Here is a 20652-nt window from a genome sequence, read left to right on the forward strand (position 1 = left end):
AGGTCCTGTTCCCGAAGGGGCTGTGACGCCGGCCCGGTGGACCTCACCGGGCCGACGCCCGCGCGCTCAGCGGTTCTCGGGTCGGAGCCCCAGCAGCGTGTCGATGATCACGAAGGCCGCGAGGCTCGCACCCAGGAGCGGGAGGAACAGTCCGAGAGCGGCGGCGACGACCAGGACGGACGCGACTCCCCACCACGGCGCGCGCCGGAGCGCTCCCCGCGCCGGCGGGGCGCCGACGAGCCGGCGGGGGTCGCGGGTGGGGCGGCGCTTCCACCACATCAGGTATCCGAGCACGACCATCGTGGCGATGCCGGCCGCGGTGACGAACAGCAGCAGCTGGTTGGGCAGCCCGAACATCGAGCCCATGTGCGTGTCGATGCCCCAGCGGGAGAGCTTGGCGACGAGGCCGAAGTCGGCGAAGTCGACCCGGTCGACGACCTGCATCGTGCTCCCGTCGATCGCGACGCCGTCGACCTCGGTCGGGAAGCTGCGCTGGATCTCCTGCACGACCCAGGCCGAGCCCTCCGCCGCGGGCGGACGGATCTCGACCAGTCCCGTGTTCACGTTGACCTCGCGGGCGACCGAGAGCACCGAGTCGTAGGCGGCCGGCGAGTAGCCCGCCGTCGACTCGACGGCGTCGCCGGTGGCCGCGCCGTGCCCGGCGTGACCGGCGTGCTCGTCGGCCACCTCGCCGGTCCGGTCGCCGAGCGTCGTCCCCAGCGAGGGCGTGGTCCAGCCGACAGCGGAGCGGAGGATCTCGAAGTTCCCGCCTCCGTAGAGCGACCAGGTGATGCCGGTGGTCGAGAGGAACAGGGCGCCGACGAGCAGCCAGACGCCGGTGGAGGCGTGCCAGGAGAACAGGCGCTTGTAGCCGGTGGTCCTCGGCGCGGGGCGCAGCAGGTCCCTCTTCACGCGGGCGCGGCGGAGGCGGATGATCCAGAGGCCCAGGCCGGCGAGGGCGACGACCCCCAGCCAGGAGGCGGCGAGCTCGCTGTAGTAGCGGCCCACGTCCCCGAGGTGCAGCGTCCGGTGCAGGTCGCTGACCCAGGTCCGCAACGGCAGGGCGCCGCTGGTGCCGTAGGCGGTGAGGTCGCCGCGGACGTCGGCGGTGGCCGGGTCGATGAAGACCGCGCGGGTCTCGCTGGCGCCGAGCGACGGGTCCGCGTACATCACCCGGGTGGTGTCGCCGGGGTTCGGGGCGGGGCGGACGGCGACGATGCTCTGCCCGCCTCCGGTGTACGCGTCGGCGGCGTCGATCTGGTCGGCCAGGGGCAGGTAGGTGTCCGCTTCCGGGGCGTGCAGCTCCTGCGCGTAGACGACCTGCTCGAGCTGCGGGGTGAGTGCGTAGAGCGCTCCGCTGGTCGCGGCGACGAGGATGAACGGCCCGACGAACAGGGCGGCGGAGAAGTGCAGGCGGAGCAGCAGCTGTCCGAGCCAGCCTGCGCTGCTTCTGTGCGGCGGGGGCGGGGTGTCGGCGGAGTCGCGGGGTCTCGTGGCGGTGGTGGTCATGCTTCTGGTCCTTCGGTGCTGTGGCGGGTGCCGGTGAGGGTCAGAGGAGGGTGTCGCCGATGTAGCCGCCCTCGACGCAGCCCGGCGGGATCGCGAAGACGGCGGAGCCGATCGGCGTCGTCCACTCGTTGAGCAGGTCCAGCTCGTCCAGGCGCTTCTGGATCGGCACGAACTGCGCGGTGACGTCGGCCTGGTACGCCGCGAAGATCAGCCCGGAGTTCGAGATGTCCTCGCCCGTCGGGGTGTCGTCGTAGTTGTAGGCGCGGCGGTGGAAGCGCTCGGCGGTGTTCTCCGAGCGGGCGCGCCTCATGTGCGAGAACTCCGGGATCACCGGGAAGCCGATGGCCGTCGTCGCCTCGAAGTCGGGCTCGTCGGCCTCCGCCGTCCCGGTGAGGGGCGCGCCGTTCGCGAGGGTCCGCCCGACGGACTGCTCGCGGCCGCTGCGGTCCAGGCGGTCCCACTTGTCGAGGTCCATCCGGATCCGGCGCAGCACCAGCCCGGTGCCGCCGACGAGCCAGCCGTCGCGGACCCAGACCAGCTCGTCGAAGTCGACGTCCTCGGGGCGCGGATTGACGGTCCCGTCGACCTGGCCGAACAGGTTCCGCATCGTGGTGCCGGCCTTCTCGGAGCCGTGCGCCCGGCGGAACCCGGTCTGGGTCCAGCGGACGGTCGCGAAGGTGCGGGTGTTCTTCAGCAGCATCCGCAGGGCGTGCGCGATCGTGAACGCGTCGTCGGCGTGGAACTGCAGCAGCAGGTCCCCGTCGTTCCACTGCTCCTCGAGCCGGTCGATCCCGAACGAGGGCAGCGGTGCCAGCCAGGCCGGCTTCGCCGCCTCGCCGGCCGCGAGGGACACGAGCCTCGGCCCGAACCCGAAGGTCACGGTGAGGCGGGCGGGGACCACGCCGAGCTCGGGCTCGGAGTCGGCCAGGGCCGGCTGCCCCTGGGTGAGGCGCGCGGCGTCGTCGGACAGGATGCGCAGCATCCGCCGCAGTCCGTCCCGGTCGGTGCTCTCGCGCAGATCGAGGGCGACGAAGGTCGCGTGCGCCTGCGGTGTCGCGGCGATCCCCGCCTGGTGCGCACCGTGGAAGGGGATCGTCTCGTCGCCGTTCAGCGCCGCGGCCGCTGCCGGCGCAGCGCCGCCGCGGCCGAGCAGCTGGTCCGCTCCGATCGCACCCGCCGCGCCGATGCCGGCGACTGCTCCGCCGAGGAGGAGCCGTCGCCGGCTGACGGCGCTGCGCGGGCGCTCGTCGGCGCTGTGGCCGGTCTCGCGGTCCTCGCTCATCAGCCCTCTCCGCCCATGTCCATGTCCATGTCGCCGCCCTCGTAGTTCTCGTTCGCGCCGGCGTAGTCGCGCGCCGGGACGGTGAACTCCGTCGTGGAGTCGTCCGAGAAGGTGAGGGTGACGGTGACCTCGTCCCCGGCGACGATCGGCGCGGCGAGGTCCATCAGCATGATGTGGTTCCCACCGGGGGCGAGCTCGAGGCTGCCGCCGGCGGGGATCGTGAAGCCGCTCTCCTTGGCACGCATCACCATCTCGCCCGACTCGTTCGCCACGGTCTCGTGCAGCTCGAGCTCGGAGGACGCGGCGGAGGTGGCGGACACGACGGTGACGTCCTCGGTGCCGGAGTTCTCCAGCTCACCGAACGCGGCGGACATGCCGGAGTCGGCGGCCTTCACCCAGCCGTCGGTGATGGTCACCTCGGTCGCGGCGGGCGCGACCTCGGCGGAGGGGCTGCCGGAGGCTCCGGCACTGCAGCCGGTCAGGGCGAGCAGGGCTGCGGCCGAGAGGGCGGAGAGGGTGGTGACGTGTCGAGTGCGCATGGTGTGGCGCCTTCCTGTGAGGTGGTGCGGTGGGTGGAGGACGTCGGCGGTCACGACGACGTCCGGTCTTCGGTGGTGGTCGAGGGCCGCCCGCGGCGGCGGGTGATGAGGAGGAATGCAGCGACGGCGAGGACCCCGCCGGTCAGACCGATGAGGACCGGTCGGAGGACGTCCGGCGGGGCCTGCGAGGAGGCGGCTGCGACGACGGTCGGCTCGACGGTCGGGGTGGATTCCGCGGCGGCCGCGGCCTGCGCCGAGGCGCCGTCGCCGACGGTGAAGGGGACGACTCCCGCGATCGGGTGGCCGTCGGCGGAGACCACCCGCCACTTGAGGTCGTAGGAGCCGCCGGGAAGCGCCGCCTCGAGCGGAGCGGTGACCGTCGAGTCGGTCAGCTCGACCGGGCCGGAGACGTGGTCGATGCCGTCCATGTCGGTGACGAGGACGAGCGCGCCGATCGTGAGGACGTCCTCGGAGTACGTCAGCGTCACCTCCGCGGGCGAGTTCGTGAAGTGCTCACCGGAGCCGGGAGTGCTGCTGATCAGCTGGTCGTGCGCCTGGACGGGTTCGGCCGTCCCGATCAGGACGCCCGCCAGGGCGAGGGCTGCCAGCGCGGCGGGAAGCCGTCGCAGGGGTCGAGAGGTCATCGGTCGGTCTCCTTCGTGGTGGTCGGACGGGGAGTGCTCCGGCTGTCGAGCCGGTTCAGGTGGTCGTTGTAGGCGGTGAGCTCGGCCTCGCCGTCGCGGTCGGCGCGCCGGTCGTACCGCTTCGCGGTCCGCTCCTCGGAGCGCACCCACTGCGCGACCACGACGAGGGCGATCAGCACCATCGGGATCTCGCCCGCCGACCAGGCGATCCCTCCGCCGACGCCCTGGTCGGCGAGCAGCGCCTCCGTGTCGGTGTACCCGAGCGCGGTCCACCAGGACGCGGCCAGCACGGTGGTCTGCGACATGATCGCCAGGCCGAAGAAGGCGTGGAACGCCAGCGTCGCGAGCATCACCAGCAGCCTCAGCACGTGGCCGGGCCGGTTCGGGCCGGGGTCGACGCCGATCAGGACCCAGAAGAAGAGATAGCCCGTGGCGAGGAAGTGCAGGGTCATCAGGACGTGGCCCTGGTGGCTGAACATCGCCCACTCGAACCAGCCGGTGTAGTAGAAGACGACCAGGCTGCCGGCGAAGAGCACGGCGGCGACGGGCGCCCGCGACAGCACGGCGAGGTAGCGGGAGTGCACGACGGCGAGGATCCACTCGCGCAGCCCGCGCCCGCCGTCGCGGCGCACCGGCAGCACCCGCAGAGCGAGCAGCACCGGTCCGCCGAGCACGAGCAGCGGCGGCACGACCATCATCAGCAGCATGTGCTGGATCATGTGGGTGCTGAAGTGCACCTGCCCGTACACGGCCGGGCCACCGCTGGTCGTGTAGGCGAGGGCCGCGCAGCCGGCCACCCAGGCGGCGGTGCGCCCGAGCGGCCAGGCGTCGCCGCGGCGTCGCAGCCTCAGGACCGCCGACACGTAGAGGGCGGCGCCGACGACCGCGATCCCGAGCCAGACGGCGTCGAGGTGCCACTGGTCGAGCATCCGCTCGGGTGTGACCTCGGGCGGGTAGCGGAAGCCGAGCAGACTGCGCCGCACGTCTCCGCTGATCGGGTCCTGCGAGACCGGCGGCGCGCTGTTCGAGAGCGCCACCGAGACGCCGATGGTCAGCGCCATCACCACCACCTCGCCGACCGCGACCGCGACGAACGCGCGGCGGTCGGCCGGGTCGGCGCGCAGCCGCGGGATCAGCCGCAGCCGGTGCCCGAGGCCCGCGCCGCCGAGGGCGAGCAGCGCGACGGCCTTGACGATCAGCAGCTGCCCGTAGGGCGCGCCCAGGTCGCCGAGGTCCTCGATCCGGAGCGACGCGTTCACCAGACCCGAGAAGGCGACGGCCCCGAACGCCCAGCCGGCCAGCACGGAGTAGCGCGCGACGACCACGCCGAGCTGGGCGCCGACGGTCCGCCGCAGCAGGATCACCGCGGCGAGCCCGCCGGCCCAGGCCGTCACTCCGATCAGGTGCACGGCCAGGCTGTTCACCGCGTTCGCGTGCTCGTCGGCGCCGGCGGCGTGCCCGGAGAGCGAGAGGGGGAGCAGCGCCAGCACCGCGATCGCGGTCGCCGCCGCCACCCAGGCCAGCCGCCGCGAGAACAGGGTGAGGAGGAGGACGGCCGTCGCGCACACCGTCGAGGCCACGAGCGTCTGCCCCAGCTCGATCCGCGTGGCGTAGAAGACGAGCTGCGTCCGGAAGCCCGGCGCGTCCAGCGGCTGCCCGATGGTGTTCGCCGCCGTGAACACGAGGACAGCGATCGCGGACGCCACCCAGACCGCGGCCGACCAGGTCGCCCAGCGCAGGGCGCGGTTCTGCGAGTACGAGACGACGCCCGGCGCGATGCGCTGCCCGGGCAGCAGGAAGGTGGCCGCGGTGAGCAGGCCGATGGTCAGCGACGCGGCGGAGTCGTGCAGGACCCGCGCGATCGGCAGGCCCCGCGTCACCAGGTCGCCGGGGTCGATCAGCCGCGTCGCCACCGAGAACGCCCCGGTGTACGACAGGCCCAGCAGGGCGACGGCGACCGCCGCCGGTATCGCGAGCAGGAGGGACGCCTCCGCCCCGCGGAGAGGAGCGGCGAGCGGCCGCTGAGGCGGGAGGAGGTCGTCGTCGACCGGTGTCGATGGTTGTGCCACAGGCGTGGCTCCCTTCACGGGCGTCCCGAGGGGACGCTCCACAGACCCCTCCGCCGGCGCGCAGGAGCGCCGGGCCAGGACGATCCGTCCGGGAGGAGTCGCCGAGACGCCGACCGGCCGGCGTCCCTCGGAGACCCCTGCGGGGGAGGAGACGGGTCGGTCAGACGCCGCGGGGACCTCCGGGGAGGTCCTCGCCGCGGCTCGCGTCGATGATCAGGAGGCGGGCTGCAGAGGGGGGCCGCGCCGCAGCGCCGCCTGGGGGAAGACGCCCGAGGCGAGGGGGAGCACGTCGCGCAGCTCGAAGGAGGAGCGTCGCGCGGGTCGAGGAGCGGCCACCGGAGTCGGCAGGACCCGCACCAGGCGGGTGACGAGGTGGCTCGTCGTCGCGGCGACCCTGACGAGGAGGGACTCGCCGCGGTGGAGCGCCGCGGTCGTCGCGACGGCGGCGACGAGGTGCGCCGCCCACATCGAGGAGCCGGTCATCCCGCTGTGCGTCATCGCCGCGCTGACGTCGATCACGGCACCGTGGTGCGCGTGCACCATCGGCGCATCGACCGGCCCCGTGAAGGTCCCGATCGTGAAGAGCGTGTGGAACAGGAACTGGCTGACTCCGACCGAGACCGCCAGGCGGACCAGGGAGAGCCTGCGCCCGGCGAGCGCCACGCACACCAGGACCGACAGGACGAGCGGCATCGCGACACCGAGCGGACCCGGGATCTGGCCGCCGCCGGCCACGTGCGAGAACAGCGCGACGAGCGTCGCCACCGTCGCCGCGACGACACCCCGGAGGGTGCGCAGCGGGCGCGACGACGACATCTCCCCAGTGTCGCAGACGCCCCCTTCCCGCGGAGGACCGCTCCCGGGCGAGAGGAGCGGCCGGCCGGCGGTCCCTCTCAGCGCGCCGCGGAGGCTCCGGGGCGTCACTTCTCGGGCCGGACCACCAGCCCGACGCCGCCGCCGCGCCGCACCGGTTCGGCGACCGCGGTCATCCGGCCGGAGGGGTCGACCTCGATGGCGGCCACCGCGCCGATCTGCGCGGCCGAGGTGAAGGTGTCGCCCGAGGGGACCAGCTGCTGGCCGAAGGGAGCGAGGTCGTCGGCGTACGCCTCGATGAACTCGGGCTCGGCGGAGGTCGTCGCGCCGTTGCGCTGGGAGGCGCGGGGCGCTGCCACCGCCTCGGGGAGCGTCATGCCGAGGTCGATGCGATTGACCAGGGTCTGCAGGACCGTCGTGATGATCGTGGATCCGCCCGGCGAGCCGACGACGAACCGCACGTCCCCGCCGTCGAGCACGATCGTCGGCGACATCGACGAGCGCGGGCGCTTGCCCGGCTCGATCCGGTTCGGGTCCCCGTCGACGAAGGTGGGGGAGAAGTCGGTCATCTCGTTGTTGAGGAGGAAGCCGCGGCCGGGGACGGTCATCGCCGAGCCGCCGGTCTGCTCGATGGTCAGCGTGTAGGAGGCGGCGTTGCCCCACTTGTCGACGACCGAGAGGTGGGTGGTGGAGATGTTCTCGGTGTCCGACTCCTCCGCGGCGGGGGCGGTCGCGCATCCCGAGCCGTCGAGAGCGCCGGGCGCGACCGGGCGGACGGAGGCGGTCGCCGGGTCGATCGTGCAGTCCCGCGAGTCCGCGAACTCCTGGCTGAGGAGCGTCTCGGTGGGCACGTCGACGAAGGCCGGGTCGCCGACGTAGGCGCCGCGGTCGGCGAAGGCGCGGGCGGACGCCTCGAGGTAGAGGTGCAGGGCGCTGCCCGTGTCCTCGGCCGCGAGGTCGTGGTTCTCGAGGATGTTGAGGGCCTCGCCGACCGCGATCCCGCCGGAGGAGGAGGGCGCCATCCCGTAGACGTCGAGTCCTCGGTAGGAGACGCGGGTCGGCGCCTGCTCGGCGACCGAGTACGCAGCGAGGTCGGCGGCGGTCATCGTGCCGGCCGGGGCGGGGAGGTCCGACCCCTCGGCTATCCGCGGGTTCTGGACCGTGTCGGCGATCTCGGCGGCCAGCGCGCCCTCGTAGAACGCGTCCGGCCCGTGGACGGCGATGGAGGTCAGCGTCTTCGCGAGGTCGAGGTTGCGGAAGGTGCTGCCCACCTTCGGCGCGTCCCCACCGGGGAGGAAGAGCTCGGCCGTGTCGGGGAACGCCTGGAACCGCTCGAGGTTGTCGAGCGTCTGGTTGCGGAAGGTCTCGTCCACCCGGAAGCCCTTCGCCGCGAGCGCGATCGAGGGCGCCAGCACGACGGGGAGCGGCAGGGTGCCGAAGCGGTCGACCGCGGTGTCCCAGGTCGCCACCGTGCCGGGCACGCCGACCGCGACGCCGGAGGAGACGAGGTCCGGGGTGAACGGGTACGGGGCTCCGGTCGCGGGGTCGAGGAACGCGTCCGAGGTGATCCCGGCCGGCGCTGTCTCGCGTCCGTCGATGGTGCTGACCTCGCCGGAGGCCTTGTCGAAGTAGACGAAGTACCCGCCTCCGCCGATGCCGGCGCTGTAGGGCTCACTCACGCCGAGGGCGGCGGCCGTGGCGACAGCGGCGTCAGCTGCGTTGCCGCCGCGCTTCAGCACCTCCATTCCCACGCGGCTCGCGTTCGCGTCGACGCTCGAGACCGCTCCGCCGTAGCCCACCTGCGTCGAGGGCGAGATGAGGGGTCCGCCGAGGAAGTCGCGGATCTTCTCGGGCGTGAGCCCGCTGTCCTTCAGGTATCCGGAGACGGGCCTGTCGAGGGCGGACGCCGGTGCGGCACCCGCCACTCCCACTGCGACGACCGCGACCAGCGCGATCGCGATCCTGCGGAGCACGGGTGTCGTGGCCATGGCGTTCCTCCATCGGAACTCAGTGGTGCGCGGTCGGCGATGCGGGTCCCCCCAACCTAGGGGCGGTATGGGGGTGCGGGGTAGGGGGGGGTGCCCGGTCGAGCTCGCCGCCGTCGCTCAGTCCCGGCTCGGTGCTGACGGCCCGTCGGGGATGGAGGGCAGTGCGTCGGTCGGCGGTATCGCGAACCAGAAGACCCCGTCCGCGAGCCGCGCGCGTTCCAGGGGCGCGCCGAGGGGCTCGGCCGTGTTCAGCGCCGCATCGACTCCCGTCGAGACGGGATCGTCGTTCGCGGCGTGCGGTGGGAAGCTGAAGCGCTGACCGATCAGATGGTCGCCGTCGAGACGGCGCCGGTAGACGATGCAGACGCTGTTGGGGCTCTCGATCCAGGTCCGGACCACGTCCACCACGGAGGCGTAGTTCTCGAGGATCTCGTCCTCCAGGACCCTCTTGACGACGGCAGCCTCGGTCGAATCGTGCATGGGCGATCCCTCCTCGGGTGGCGGACCGAGGATCTCGGCCCGCCACGGACGGTAGCCGAACCATTTTCGGCAGGGCGGAGGAGGCGCGCTCGAGCTCCGGAGCGGCGCGCGCCCCTCCTGGCCGGCAGGCCTGCGTCGGTACTGCTGACGGAGTCGTCGGGGCTCCTGATCCGGCCCGCGTGTCGACTCGTCCGGCAGCCGCTCTTGACAGGCGAGCGAAGTAAGTGTTCGATCAGTCACATGCCTTCCCCCTCCTCCCGCTCCACCGCCGAGGCGCAGCGCGAGCGGATCACCGCGGCGGCGCTCCACGTGTTCGCGCGCACCGGCTACGCCGCGACTCCGATCACCGAGGTCGCGGCCGAGGCCGGCGTCTCGCCCGCCTACGTCTTCCGCCTGTTCCTGGGCAAGCTCGGCGTCTTCGTCGCCGCGGTCGACCGCTGCTACGAGCAGGTGGCGTCCACGCTCGCGGCGGCGGGGGAGGCCTCGCCCTCCTCGGACCCGGCCGACCGGCTCGAGGCGATGACCGTCGCCTACATCGACCTGATCGCCGACCGTGACCTGATCATGCTGCAGTCACAGGCGCAGAGCGCGTGCGAGGTCCCCGAGATCCGCGAGGCAGTGCGCCGCGGGATCTCCGCGGTCGTCCGAACGGTCACCGTCGTCTCCGGAGCCGACGGCCCGGCCGTGCAGCGCTTCGTCGCCTACGGGCAGCTCTGCCACCTGATCGTGCAGACCGACCTCGGCGGCGTCGACTCCGAGTGGGCCCGCATCGTCTCCGACGGCATCCGGCACCGCGACTGAGCCCGCGGTCCTCTCGTCTGCCCTCTTCTCCTTCCCCTCCTCCTTCTCCTCCTCTTCACCACCCTCCCCTTTCGTGTCCGCGATTGTGACTGTCCAGTCACTCACCACAACCTCCAGGAGCCCCTCATGTCCACCACCCTTCCCCGCACCACCACCCGCGTCGTCCTCCCCGGGATCGTCGAGCCGTCCGGACTGCTCCTCGAGCAGGCGCCGGTCGAGCCGCCCGCGGCCGGCGAGCTGCTCGTCGCCGTCGAGGCCACCGGCATCTCGTTCGCCGAGCAGTCGATGCGCCGCGGCCGCTACTTCGCCCAGCCGCCGTTCCCCTTCACGCCCGGCTACGACCTCGTCGGCCGGGTCCTCGCGGTCGGCCCCGGCGGCGACGCGTCGCTCGAGGGCCGCCGCGTCGCCGCGCTCACCAAGACCGGCGGCTGGACCGGGCACGCCCGTGTCGCCGCCCGCGACTGCGTTCTCGTCCCCGACGCGGTCGCGTCGGAGGACGCCGAGGCCGTCGTGGTCAACGGAGTGACGGCGTGGCAGATGCTGCACCGCTCGGCCCGGGTCTCCCGCGGCGACACGATCCTCCTGTTCGGCGCGAACGGCGGAGTCGGCGGCCTCGTGCACCGCCTCGCCCGCCTCGAGGGGATCCGCGTGATCGGCGCCGCCTCGCCCCGCCACCACGAGGCCCTCCGAGCGGCCGGAGTGGAGCCCGTCGACTACGCCGATCCCGACCTCGCCGCTCGCGTGCGCGAGCTCGCTCCCGGCGGAGTGCAGGCCGTCTTCGACAACGTCGGCGGAGCGACGACCCGGCTGGCGTGGTCGCTGCTCGCGCCCGGCGGCACCCTCGTCGCGTACGCGATCGTCAGTGCGAGCACCGGCAGCATCTGGCCCCCGTTCCTCCGCCAGCTCGCGCGGATCCAGGCCTACCAGCTCGCCCCCAACGGCCGGCGCGCAGTCTTCTACGACCTCTGGGCCGGCCACTCGCTGCGGCCCGCGCGCTTCCGGGCGCGACTCGAGGAGGACCTCGGCCGCGTGCTCGGACTCCTCGCCGACGGCTCCCTCACGGCGAACATCGCCGCCCGCTTCCCGCTCACCGGGATCGTCGAGGCGATGGAGCTCGCCGAGTCCCGGACGCTCGACGGCAAGGTGATCCTGCTGCCGTGAGCGGAGTGCGGGGCGGCGGCGGAGGGGCCGGCAGGAGTCAGCTGCCCGTCGCTCGAAGCGCCGCCACGAGCTGCTGCAGTCCGGCCGCGTGGTCCCGCTTCCACGCGCGGAACGCAGGAGTCTCGCGCGGGTCCTCTGACGCGGGGACGTACTCCACTACAGCCACGTCGAGAACGGTGGCGAACACGTCGTCGTCCGGCTCCGTCGACGTGCCGACGACGCCGACCGTCGCGGTGTGATCGATGCCTGCTCCGGACAGGGTGATCGTCCACAGCTGGATCGGGCCGCCGGGCGTCCGGGTCGCGTCACCGGTCCTCGCGTGGACGACCTCGATGACGACTCCGCCCGCCGTGCGCTGCATGGCCCGAGCGTACTCAGGGGGTCGGTGGCACGCCGGCTGTCGTCGCCGGACGCCGCGCGGGAGGCTGAAGCGGGATCCCCGCCGCCCGGTCGCCCTCAGTCCCGCGACCGGCTCGCGTGCGCGCGGGCCTTCATCCGGTTGCCGCACGTCGCCATCGAGCACCACTTGGCGGTGCCGGGGCGGCTGCGGTCGAGGAGGAAGAGGTTGCACTCGTCGTTCGCGCAGGCGCGGAGCCGCCCGGGGAACCGGGCGTTCACAGCGGACCAGGCGAGGACCGACTCCACCGCGAGTCGATCCGGCTCGGGAGCGCTCAGCTCCCACACGACGCCCTCACCGGTGACGCGCGGAGTGCGCACGGCGTGCGCGACCAGGTCCGCGAGCTCCGCGACGGCCGCGGGCGCGCCCGAGCGCACGACGGCCTGGAGCGCGTCGCGGGCGCGGCGCAGCCGCTCGAGCTCGTCCTCGGTGCCGGCTCCGCCCCACCGCCGGGCGAGCCCGCGACCGGACGTGTCGCCGAGGTCGTCCGTCGGCCGTCCGTCCACCACCGGCGCGCTGTTCAGCACCGCCAGGAGCAGCTCCTCGTCCCGATCCATCGCTCCCCGTCCTCCCGCGCCGTGCGGCCCGTTCGATCCATGCTAGCGTCCGGCTAACCAGTAAATCTAATTTTAGGGGTTAGCCATGGTCGTCGTCCATCACCGCACCGTGTCCGTCGACGGACTCGACGTCTTCTGGCGGGAGGCCGGGCCCGTCGACGCGCCCGTCCTCCTGCTGCTGCACGGGTACCCGAGCAGCTCGCACATGTTCCGCCACCTCCTCCCCGCCCTCGCCGGCCACTACCGCGTCATCGCCCCCGACCACATCGGCTTCGGACGCTCGTCCGCGCCCTCCGTCGACGACTTCGACTACACGTTCGCCGCCCTGACCGCGGTGACCGGCCGCTTCCTCGAGACCATCGGGGTGACCCGGTACACGATCTACGTGCAGGACTACGGCGCCCCCGTCGGCTGGCGCCTCGCCCTCGCCGATCCGTCCGCGGTCGTCGCCGTGATCTCGCAGAACGGCAACGCCTACGAGGAGGGCTTCGTGCCCGGCTTCTGGGACCCGATCTGGGCCGACGCCGCCGAGCGGACCGACGAGACGCGCGACGCCCTCCGGCCGGCTCTCGGCCGGGAGGCCGTCGAGTGGCAGTACACCCACGGTGTCCCCGACTCCAGCACCGTCGACCCGGATGCCTGGGAGCACGACCTCGCGCTCCTCGCCCGCCCCGGCCAGGACGACGTGCAGCTGGCCCTCTTCCGCGACTACGCCACCAACCGCGCCCTGTACCCCGCCGTGCAGGCGTGGATCCGTGAGTCCGGAGTGCCCGTCCTCGCCGTCTGGGGCCGGAACGACGAGATCTTCGCCCCCGCCGGCGCCCAGGCGTTCCTCCGCGACGCCCCTCACGCGCGCATCGAGCTCGTCGACGGCGGGCACTTCCTGCTCGAGTCCCACCTCGACCAGGTCGTCGGCGCGATCACGGACTGGCTGCGCCCGGCGTGATGCCCGAGGACGGGCGGGAGGGTCTCGTCGCCCGCCCGACCCTCCTCAGCGGACGGTGGTGGCAGCGGTGTCGGCGTTGCTGCGGATCGACGGATCCGGAGTCCTCACGGAGAAGGTGGTTGCGAGCGCTGTGCCCGTGCCTGCGCTCACGGCCGTGACGGTGATCTTCTCGGTGGATGTCCGCCCGTTGCCGAGGCTGGAGCGCTGGAAGACCACGACGCTGCCGATGCGGGTGTGCTTCCCCGTCGCGGAGACGAACCGCACCCCCGGCGGGAGGATCACCTTCGAGTAGACGGACGTCGACGCGGAGGGTCCGGCGTTACTCGTGATGAGCGTGTACGTGAACGTCCTCCCCTTCACCGCGGTGGTCGGAGCGGAGACGTCGACGCGAAGGTCGGCCTTCGCGGTCGCGGACGCAGGGGACACGGTGAGAGTGCTCTGCGCGGTCGCGGTTCCGGCGGTGCTGGCGGCCTGCACGGTGAAGACGTAGGCGCCGGTCCTGGTCGGAGTGCCGGTGAGGCGCCCCGTCGGATCGAGGGTGAGACCCGGCGGCAGGGCGCCCGACGACACGGTCACGACGGGCGCCGGAGTTCCCGCGACCGCGTAGGTGAAGTCGTAGGCCGAGCCGACGACGCCGGCTGCGACGGTTCCGCTGATCGTCGGCGCGACGGGTGCAGGCGGGGCGGCCTCGACGGTGATCCGCCGGGAGGCGGTGGTGGTCGTTCCGAAGGAGTTGGTCGCGGTGACGGTGAAGTCGGAGGTTCCGGGTTCTGCGGGCGTGCCCGTCACGAACCCCTCGGGAGTCAGGGTCAGTCCGGGCGGGAGCGTCCCGCTGGCGAGGGTGTGGTCCGCGAGGCGCGCATCCCCTCCGAAGGCGAAGGAGAACGGAGTGCCGACCGTCGCCGTGGGAGGCGCGGCAGCCGTGAGGACGGGACGGGTCCCGGTGGCGAGGGTGAAGCCGTAGCCGGCGTCGATCGAGGTGACCCCCTTCAGTCCTGCGGGAACCGTGGACTGGCCGGCACCGTCGTCGCCCCAGGCGGCGACGGTGCCGTCCTCGCGGAGCGCCACGCTGTGCCCGTACCCGGCGGCGACCGCGACGACACCGGTCAGCCCGGCGGGGACGTCGCTCTCTCCGTCCCTGTCGCTCCCCTCGGCGACGACGCTGCCGTCGGCGCGGACGGCGAGGTCGTGGGTCCGTCCCGCCGCGACCGCGACGATGTCGGAGTAGCCCGCGAAGATGTCGTCGGGGCCGTCGTAGCCCCAGCTCACGACGCTGCCGTCTCTCGTGACGGCGAGGGTGTGGAAGGACGCGGCGGAGATCGCCACGACGTCGTCCAGACCGGGAGGCGCCTCCAGCACTCGCCCCTGGTCGTATCCCCAGATCGCCACTGTCCCGTCGTCGCGGAGCGCGACGCTGTGGGTGCCGCTCGAGTCGATCGCGGTGACGCCGCTCAGCCCCGCCGGTGGCTCGGTGTACCGGTCCTCCGGGGGGAAGAGCGGCGCGACGGTGCCGTCCTCGAGAAGCGCCAGATCGGGGGAGACGGCCGCGACGCCGCGGAGGTCGTCCGCCGGGATGGGGCCGCCCTCGAGATTGTCACCCCAGACGGCCACTGTGCCGTCGCTCCTCGCCGCGACGCCGTAGTACTGGCCGGCCGCGATGGAGACGGCGTCGGTCAGATCCTCGGGGGCGCTCGCCCGACCGTCCTCGTCGTATCCCCAGCCCACGACGCGCCCGCCCGCGACAGGAGCGTCGGCCGCGTGAGCCGCGGCCGCGGTGCCGGTGAGCGGCCCGTCGAGGGCGGCGAGGCCGGTCCCGAGGAGGAGGGCGCCGGTGAGGAGCGCGAGCGGGCGGACAGTGCTTCGGAGGCGCATGGGTTCTTCCGGTCGGGTCGGCCGTCGTCGGCCGCCCTGCGACCGTGACAGCTGCGAGCGCCGTGGGCAACGCCCTCTTCCGGCCACGTCCGGAAGAGGGCGCCCGGGCGGACGTCCTTCGTCGGCCCCGCTCGGCTGATCCTGTTCACGACGGAGGAAGGATGAGGCTCCGGTGCCCGTTCCGCGCGGATCGCGGGGTCCTGGAGCAGATCCATCCTTCGTTGTGAACACCGTCTGGACGAGGTCCTGCGTCGGCGATGCTCCGAAGCCCGGCTTCGACCTCGTCAGGACCCGAACCCGGCTCCCGTCGGCTCCTCGGCGTTCCGGATGACGGTGAGCAGGAGGTCGTTCAGCTGCTGGGCGGCGGGGGCGCTCAGGCCGACGTCGCTGAGGTCGTTGGTCGCGAGCGCGACCGCGCGCGCCGCGGTGAGGACGCGCTCCCCGTCGGCGGTCGTACGGATGGGTGTGCGTCGGCCCTTCCCGCGGACTCCGACACGCTCGATCAGCCCTCGCCGCTCCATGCCGTCGAGGACCTCGGACATCGTCTGCGGGCGGACGAAGACCGCGCGGGCGATCTCGGCCGAGGTCAGCTGCGCTCCGCCGGTGAGGCAGGAGAGGACGCCGAACTGCACCAGGCTCACGTCGTGCTCCGCGAGCCCGGCGGTGATGCGCGCGCCGATGATCCGCGCGACCTTGACCGCGTTCCAGCCGAGGACGGCCTCGAGTCCCTCGTCGTCGTCCACGCCGACATCCCTCCCGGGTGATTCAAAGAAACAGGAACCTGCTTCACGAGCTAGCCTGCAGGGACCTGCTTCTGCAGTCCCCTCCCTGGAGTGTGCACCACACCCCGGACCACATCGATCCGACAGGACATCCCATGACCGGCACGCAGCTCCCCGACGACCGAGGCCGATGGGGCGCGGAGGACGAGCTCGGCACGCTCACCCTCATCGACGACGCCGCACGGCGACGTGCCGCGGAGGAGGTGAGGACCGGCCGCTGGGTCTCGCTCGCCCTCCCCGTGGCTCCCGCGTCGATGCTGGGCGGCCCCTTCGCGCCCGCCGCTCCGCCGTCGCCCCCGGTGCAGCAGGCGCTCCTCTACACCGGTACCCCTCCGATGGGCATGTCCGAGGTGCTGATCGTGACTCCGCACCACCCGGCGATGACCCACCTGGACGCGTTCGCGCACCTGCCCGTCGACGACGGAGTCGTCTACCCGGGCCGGCCTCTCGCCGAAGCCGTCACCGCCGGCGGAGTGATGCACGGATCCACCTCCTCGTTCGCCGAGGGCATCGTCACGCGCGGAGTCCTCCTCGACCTCGCGCCGCAGGGGAGGCTGCCGGCGGCGCACGCGATCGTCGCCGCCGACCTCGACGCGGCCGAGCGCCGGGGAGGCGTCCCCCTGCAGTCCGGCGACGCGCTCGTCGTCCGCAGCGGGTGGGGCTTCTCCTGGGACTCGGAGGAGCAGGCCCCCGGCATGACCGTCGACGCCGTGACCTGGATGCACGAGCGGGGCGTAGCGCTCTACGCGGGGGACGTCGGCGACAGCTTCCCCCCTCACGATCCCGAGATGCCGATGCCGATGCACATGATCGCGCTCGCACGGCTGGGCATGCCCCTCATCGACAGTGCGGACGTGGAGCAGCTCGCCGTGGTCTGCGCCGAGCTGTCCCGCTGGTCGTTCCTGCTCAGCGTGGCCCCACCGCGCCTGCTCGGGCTCACCGGCGTTCCGGTCAATCCGATCGCCGTCTTCTGAGGTGCGCCGCCGCCGCCCCGCGGATCGCCGCCGAGGCCCGTCGCTCGCCCCTCAGCGGCTGAGGAGGGCGACGAGGTCGGTCGCGATGCGGTGCTCGACGTCGGCCGGGACGGGCTGCACGGCGGCGTCGAGGTCCGCGGTGACGACGGCGGCGAGGCTCCGGGCCTGCAGGGTCAGGCCGAGGTCCATCGCCTGGATCGGGTTGCCGCCGGCGGCGGTGAGGTTGATCATCCGGCCGTTCTCGAGGCGGACGATCTGCTTGCCGTTCTTCAGTCGGATGCCCTGCCGGCGCTGTCCGTCGGCGAACTCGGTGGTCGACTCCGTGGCGGCCGCGAGGGCGTCCTCGTCGATCTCCCACGGGAAGTGGCCGACGCCGGCGATCACGGCGCCGTCGGCGAACGCGTCGATCTCCGCCGCGCCGATGACGCCGGGTGCTCCGGTAGCGGTGAAGACGAACTGCGCGTCCGAGAGGACGTCGGCGACGGGTCCGACGCGGTGGCCGCGGAGGATCGCCTGCAGCGAGCGGATCGGGTCGACGTCGGCGACGGAGACCCGCGCTCCGAGCTGCGAGAGGGTGTCGGCGACCCCGCGCCCGCACGGGCCGTAGCCGATGACCGCGGCGCGGGTGCCCGGGATCATGAGGTTCGTGGCGTTCATGAAGCCCTGGACGACGCTCTGGCCGACCCCGTACTCGTTCTCGACGATCAGCTTGAGGGGGGAGTCGTTGATGACGACGACCGGTCGCGGGAGGGTCGCGCTGTTCTCCCGCAGGCGGATGCCGCCGGTGGTGGTCTCCTCGGTGCCGCCGAGGTAGTGGTCCGGGACGCCCGAGTTGATGAGCCGGAGAGTCAGGTCGGCGCCGTTGTCGAGGGTGAGATCGGGATCGTGCTCGAGCACCTTCTCGATGTTGCGGAGGTGCTCCGCCTCGCCGTCGCTCTGCTTCGTGTGCACGTGCACGCCGAGGGCGCGGAGGTCGTCGGCGACGTCGTCCTTCGTGGTTCCGGGCGAGCCCGTCAGAGCGATGTCCATCCCGGCCTCGACGAGTAGCGAGACGAGGGCGGCGGTCTTGGGCTCGACGTGGAGGCAGATCGCCAGCTTCTTCCCGGAGAGCGCCGGAGCGAGCTCCCGGACCGCCTGCGCGGTGAGGGGCATGTGGTCGAGAGCCCAGCGGCTCGCCGGGTGGGAGAGGGAGGAGGTCATGGCGGGTCCTGTCTGGAGTGGGTACGTGGGCGTCGAGTGGGGGCGTCGTATGGCCGGCGGCGCGGGAATCGCGTCAGGGTGCTCGGCCCCCGGCGGGCTGCCGCCGCGCCCGGCGTCGCGCGTGCGTCGAGTGCGCGGTCCTGTACGCGACGTCCTGAGGAGGCCGATCGCCGGGGAAGGCCGCGAGGCCTCGCGCTCCCCTGATCTCCGCGCGACGGAACCTGAGGCGCGTCTCTTCACGGCGGGCCGAGGTCGGCACTGCTCGGATCGTCGTCGGTGAGGACACCAGCCCAGTCTGTCGACCCGGACGCGCCCTCGCTCGGATGATCGTGCTCGGCGGCAGCACCTCGGGAGAGGTCGACCTGTCGTGCGGTGACATCCCGCGCGGACCGACAGGCGCGCCGCGTCCGCTCACCCTCCGGTGACTGGGCGAGGGGCATCGAAGAAGAGGTAGGCACGAGAGGATCGCGTGATGCTGGAACCACGCGGAGGCTCGGTCGCGAGCGCGGCCCGACCAACCGCCACCGCTACCCTGACGCCATGCGCCGCAGTCTCGACGACCCTCTTTGGAACCGCGTCCGCACCGGCTCTTCGTCCGTCGCGTCCGCCTGATGAAGCGGCGACGGACGAACCGCTCGGAGCCGGTTCGCGGGTTCCGGCCCTCGAGGGCCCGGCAGAAGAACGAGTCGCGACGGCTGAGGCCCGTCGCCGTCCTCCCCGCGCTGGTCCTGCTGGCGGGGAGCGTCTGGGGGGTCATCGTCGCCGACGACCGCGGTGCCGCGCTGGCCGTCTACCTCGGGCTGTTCGGCTTCGCCACCGTGGTGGCTCTGGTGATCGTCGGAGTGCTGGCGCTCCGCAACCGGCGCTTCCTCGCCACCGCGTCCCTCCGGATCTCGGACCGGGCGATCGAGTGCACGGACGCTCGAGGCAGGGTCGTGACCTTCGACCGCGCCGACCCGTCGGTGAAGGCGCTGCTCGCATGGGTGCCCGCCGGCCCCAACAGTGAGGGGATCGACCTGCCCCCGTCGCTCATCCTGTTCCTGTCGGACGAGAGCCGGTCGCTGCGGCTCCGCGGGTCGGACTGGGAGATCGAGGATCTGCGAGCCGTCGTCGCCGCCGTGACGACACCGCTCTCGCCGGCGGCGCGTGGCGTGCACACCGGTGGCCGGAGCGTGTGGGCGCGCCTGACCGGAGCCGCTCGCCAACGGGAGATCGAGGCGCCGCCCGCCCCGGAGAAGACGCTCAGCCCCGCCGAGATCAACGAGCTGATCCCCGGCACGATGAGCTTCCGGGAGACCCGTCCGCTGACGTTCGCCCTCCTGATCGGGTTCGGCTCGGTGGCTCTCGTGCTGGGCGTCGTCGTCGGGGTCGCCTTCGTGGTGGTGCCCGGGTAGCGGTCCAGGTCAGCGGCCGTGCCGTGGACCGCTGGGCGGGAGACGCGGGCGGCGGGCCCACGCTCCCGACCGGCGACCTCTCCGGGGCGATCCTGCCCGCGCCCTAGGCTCCACGCATGACACTCACCCAGGACTCCGGTTGGATCTGGTTCGGACTCGCGATCATCACCGCCGGTCTGGCCGAGCAGAAGGGCCGCTCGCGCTGGCGCTGGTTCGTGCTGGGGCTGCTGCTCGGGCCGATCGCGACGGCCCTCGTCGTGCTGTGGGCGCGTCCTGAGGGCGGAGTGGCGACGGATGTGCGCTGGAACTTCGCGATCGGCGCCGGCGTCGCCGCGGCGGCGCTCGTCCTCGTCGCCGTGACCTCGGCCCTCTGGCTGCTGCTCATCCCTGCCGCGATCGCGGCGCTCGCCGCCGGGCTGCTCGCCTGGCTGAGCCGCCGCGTCCCCTACGAGCACCTGCCCCGCTGACAACCGGCGGCTGGTCGAGTGTCGGAACTCGAGATCTCGCGGCCCGAGGCGGCAGGCGCGCCACTCCTCGGACAGGGTCGATGACCTCGCGAGAGTCTGCCGGCCGCGGCGTCAGCGTTTCGGCCAGGCCTCCCACACTCGACTGAAGGGCGCGGTCAGCTGCTGCCCGTCGTGGCCGATCCTGTGATGCACCCCGACGTCGTTGCTGTAGCCGCTCGACCAGCCGAGCTCACTGCCGCTCCCGATGCGGTAGCCGACGATGATGCCGTCCTTCCCGGCGGCGATGCTCTCCTCGTAGCGGCCCGCGACGACGTCGAAGACGGTGCGCTCGAGGTCGTCCGCGAGGGCGGTCCACTCGTCGTCGCAGGCGTCGCAGCCGCAGACGGGGTAGTTGAAGCGGTGCAGTGCTCCGGCGTGGAGGAGGACGCCGGGGAAGACGGTCCAGACGATCGTCAGAGGTGCGGCGTCGACCGACCGCGGCGTCACGCGGACGGCGCGGGCGGCCCAGGAGATCTCCGCTTCGCCTCGTGAGGCCAGGGCCGGGTCGTCCTCGACCGTCACGTCGTAGGTGCGCTCGAGGTGCTCGAGCAGGGCGTCCGCGACGGTATGCAGCGGCTGGAAACGCTCGAGATCTCTCGTGACGGAGTAGCTCTCGTCCGGAGGCGACTCACCCTGCCAGCGAGTGCCGTAGGGGATGGGTCGGCCGTCCTCGCCGATGAAGACGCGGTCCGCGACTGCCGGTCGGGCGTAGTCCGTCATGGACGAGAGGGTACGACG

At 72.9% G+C, this 20652-nt stretch carries 20 protein-coding genes; 6 read left to right on the plus strand and 14 right to left on the minus strand.

The features are described from left to right. Positions 1 to 66 precede the first annotated feature (66 nt). The 8 genes from C5C39_RS10045 to C5C39_RS10080 form a co-directional block, all read right to left on the minus strand. Positions 67 to 1509 (minus strand): PepSY domain-containing protein, encoded by a 1443-nt coding sequence (locus tag C5C39_RS10045; protein ID WP_104353293.1) that lies wholly within the window; start codon positions 1507 to 1509, stop codon positions 67 to 69. A gap of 40 nt (positions 1510 to 1549) precedes the next feature. Beyond that, a complete protein-coding gene (locus C5C39_RS10050) occupies positions 1550 to 2791 on the minus strand; it encodes a Dyp-type peroxidase (RefSeq protein WP_104346550.1) in 1242 nt (413 codons plus the stop codon). Beyond that, positions 2791 to 3330: a copper chaperone PCu(A)C gene (locus tag C5C39_RS10055; protein ID WP_104274074.1), complete on the minus strand. Its 540-nt coding sequence runs from the start codon at positions 3328 to 3330 to the stop codon at positions 2791 to 2793. The genes C5C39_RS10050 and C5C39_RS10055 overlap by 1 nt, the downstream gene beginning before the upstream one ends. A 50-nt stretch (positions 3331 to 3380) precedes the next feature. Then, positions 3381 to 3974, minus strand: coding sequence for a copper resistance protein CopC (locus C5C39_RS10060; RefSeq protein WP_104353294.1), 594 nt, complete (start codon positions 3972 to 3974; stop codon positions 3381 to 3383). Beyond that, complete coding sequence (locus tag C5C39_RS10065; protein ID WP_258075815.1) at positions 3971 to 6043, minus strand: cytochrome c oxidase assembly protein; 2073 nt, start codon at positions 6041 to 6043, stop codon at positions 3971 to 3973. Before C5C39_RS10065 ends, C5C39_RS10060 begins: the two co-directional genes overlap by 4 nt. A 213-nt stretch (positions 6044 to 6256) precedes the next feature. After that, positions 6257 to 6859, minus strand: a complete 603-nt coding sequence (locus C5C39_RS10070) for a hypothetical protein (protein ID WP_104353296.1) — start codon at positions 6857 to 6859, stop codon at positions 6257 to 6259. Between the two features lie 104 nt (positions 6860 to 6963). Then, on the minus strand, positions 6964 to 8844 hold the full coding sequence (ggt, locus tag C5C39_RS10075; RefSeq protein WP_104250437.1) for a gamma-glutamyltransferase: 1881 nt from the start codon (positions 8842 to 8844) through the stop codon (positions 6964 to 6966). A 117-nt stretch (positions 8845 to 8961) separates the two neighbouring features. Continuing rightward, positions 8962 to 9324: a hypothetical protein gene (locus C5C39_RS10080; protein WP_104353297.1), complete on the minus strand. Its 363-nt coding sequence runs from the start codon at positions 9322 to 9324 to the stop codon at positions 8962 to 8964. Positions 9325 to 9564: 240 nt separating this feature from the next. Between C5C39_RS10080 and C5C39_RS10085 the strand changes: the two genes are divergently transcribed. Together C5C39_RS10085 and C5C39_RS10090 are read left to right on the plus strand one after the other, a co-directional pair. Further along, positions 9565 to 10125 (plus strand): TetR/AcrR family transcriptional regulator, encoded by a 561-nt coding sequence (locus C5C39_RS10085; protein WP_104353298.1) that lies wholly within the window; start codon positions 9565 to 9567, stop codon positions 10123 to 10125. A 126-nt stretch (positions 10126 to 10251) separates the two neighbouring features. After that, positions 10252 to 11286, plus strand: coding sequence for a medium chain dehydrogenase/reductase family protein (locus C5C39_RS10090; RefSeq protein ID WP_104308490.1), 1035 nt, complete (start codon positions 10252 to 10254; stop codon positions 11284 to 11286). Positions 11287 to 11323: 37 nt separating this feature from the next. Here C5C39_RS10090 and C5C39_RS10095 read toward each other — a convergent pair whose 3' ends face one another. Next, complete coding sequence (locus tag C5C39_RS10095) at positions 11324 to 11647, minus strand: hypothetical protein (RefSeq protein WP_104353299.1); 324 nt, start codon at positions 11645 to 11647, stop codon at positions 11324 to 11326. Positions 11648 to 11742: 95 nt separating this feature from the next. Then, positions 11743 to 12240, minus strand: a complete 498-nt coding sequence (locus C5C39_RS10100) for a CGNR zinc finger domain-containing protein (protein ID WP_104269812.1) — start codon at positions 12238 to 12240, stop codon at positions 11743 to 11745. 85 nt (positions 12241 to 12325) lie between these two features. Between C5C39_RS10100 and C5C39_RS10105 the strand changes: the two genes are divergently transcribed. Further along, positions 12326 to 13186 (plus strand): alpha/beta fold hydrolase, encoded by an 861-nt coding sequence (locus C5C39_RS10105; RefSeq protein WP_104353300.1) that lies wholly within the window; start codon positions 12326 to 12328, stop codon positions 13184 to 13186. A 45-nt stretch (positions 13187 to 13231) separates the two neighbouring features. Here the strand turns inward: C5C39_RS10105 and C5C39_RS10110 are convergent, their stop codons facing one another. Then, entirely contained in the window at positions 13232 to 15058 is a 1827-nt protein-coding gene (locus C5C39_RS10110) for a putative Ig domain-containing protein (RefSeq protein WP_104353301.1), read from the minus strand. 284 nt (positions 15059 to 15342) lie between these two features. Beyond that, on the minus strand, positions 15343 to 15801 hold the full coding sequence (locus C5C39_RS10120) for a MarR family winged helix-turn-helix transcriptional regulator (RefSeq protein WP_104282929.1): 459 nt from the start codon (positions 15799 to 15801) through the stop codon (positions 15343 to 15345). 134 nt (positions 15802 to 15935) lie between these two features. Here C5C39_RS10120 and C5C39_RS10125 point away from each other — a divergent pair, with 134 nt between their 5' ends. Beyond that, entirely contained in the window at positions 15936 to 16814 is an 879-nt protein-coding gene (locus C5C39_RS10125) for a cyclase family protein (RefSeq protein WP_104353303.1), read from the plus strand. A 51-nt stretch (positions 16815 to 16865) separates the two neighbouring features. On the opposite strand, the gene C5C39_RS10130 is transcribed toward C5C39_RS10125, so the two are convergent. Continuing rightward, the gene (locus C5C39_RS10130; protein ID WP_104353304.1) at positions 16866 to 18014 is read right to left on the minus strand and encodes an adenosylhomocysteinase; all 1149 of its coding nucleotides are present in this window, start codon (positions 18012 to 18014) and stop codon (positions 16866 to 16868) included. A 611-nt stretch (positions 18015 to 18625) separates the two neighbouring features. On the opposite strand from C5C39_RS10130, the gene C5C39_RS10135 reads away from it, so the two are divergent. Further along, entirely contained in the window at positions 18626 to 19408 is a 783-nt protein-coding gene (locus C5C39_RS10135) for a hypothetical protein (protein ID WP_146083917.1), read from the plus strand. Positions 19409 to 19524: 116 nt separating this feature from the next. Continuing rightward, the gene (locus tag C5C39_RS10140; protein ID WP_104353306.1) at positions 19525 to 19875 is read left to right on the plus strand and encodes a hypothetical protein; all 351 of its coding nucleotides are present in this window, start codon (positions 19525 to 19527) and stop codon (positions 19873 to 19875) included. A 111-nt stretch (positions 19876 to 19986) separates the two neighbouring features. On the opposite strand, the gene C5C39_RS17500 is transcribed toward C5C39_RS10140, so the two are convergent. Next, positions 19987 to 20634: a DUF6226 family protein gene (locus C5C39_RS17500; RefSeq protein WP_181136367.1), complete on the minus strand. Its 648-nt coding sequence runs from the start codon at positions 20632 to 20634 to the stop codon at positions 19987 to 19989. Positions 20635 to 20652: the final 18 nt, after the last annotated feature.

The organism is Rathayibacter sp. AY1F3, assembly GCF_002931975.1.
Lineage (GTDB): Bacteria > Actinomycetota > Actinomycetes > Actinomycetales > Microbacteriaceae > Rathayibacter.